The 825-nt window shown below is 56.4% G+C and carries 1 protein-coding gene; it reads left to right on the top strand.

The window, feature by feature from the left end:
- Window positions 1–172: 172 nt before the first annotated feature.
- A complete protein-coding gene (locus E1297_RS01220; protein ID WP_155132873.1) occupies window positions 173–733 on the top strand; it encodes a hypothetical protein in 561 nt (186 codons plus the stop codon).
- The last annotated feature ends 92 nt before the right edge of the window (window positions 734–825 follow it).

Here is an 825-nt window from a genome sequence, read left to right as displayed (position 1 = left end):
CCGTCCTTCAGGGCGGGGAAGACGTTAATTTCCTGAAGCAGGAATGATCCCTCGGGTTTGACGCGAGAAAGCCTGGCAAAAACATCCTGCGCCCTCTGGTTGTCATGACTTGTTTAATTCCGTTCGGCATCATTTAGTGAGCGAGTGTTGAACATTTTAGTGGATGTAAAAGATGCATTGGTTTCACGGCACTACGCATGACTTCGAGGATTTCGACCCGGCGTATATCGGGATCGGAAATGATCAGATCGGCAGCGGATTTTATTTCACGGACAGCCTGGAGACGGCGGAACAGTACACGGCCGGCTCTGGCCGCATTCTGACGGTCGATCCCGGTGTCGAGAACCCCATGGATCCGTGTCATAGAATGACGCGCGAGCAGATAGGCATCCTTATCATGGGAGCTCCGGAGTATCGGGACACTCTCATGAACTGGGGTGAAATCGACTCCGAAGGTTACGGTGTCGTTCTGTCGAGGGCGGTCTCGAGCTACGAGCAGATGATGCCCGAGGATGGAGAGGGTGACATCGTCGACATGATGAATGCGCTCTCCAACGACTTCTGGCGCGGCGCCGAGGCGGATTTTCTGGCGCTCGTGGTCAAGACGACGGGTAAGGACGGGCTGATCAGAACGGTCGGGCTGGGGGGCGAGCGCCATCTGGTGGCCTGGTTGCCAGAGCGCATTCAGGTGCTCAAGGAGGACCTGATACTCGAGGTCGGTCCTCGGCCCTGACGTGATCGGGTCGAGGTGATTTGTTAGTTATATCGAGCTGCGTCGTAAAACCGAGTCCTTTGGGTCCGGGATACAAGGCGCTCCCGCGCAAG

The organism is Roseibium sp. RKSG952 (assembly GCF_009711355.1).
Note: the sequence above shows the minus strand (reverse complement) of the source record. Positions and strands in the feature narration are given on the sequence as shown.

Coding starts and splice junctions, on each gene's coding strand:
- E1297_RS01220 (WP_155132873.1), top strand. CDS start 173: ATGCATTGGTTTCACGGCACTACGCATGACTTCGAGGATTTCGACCCG.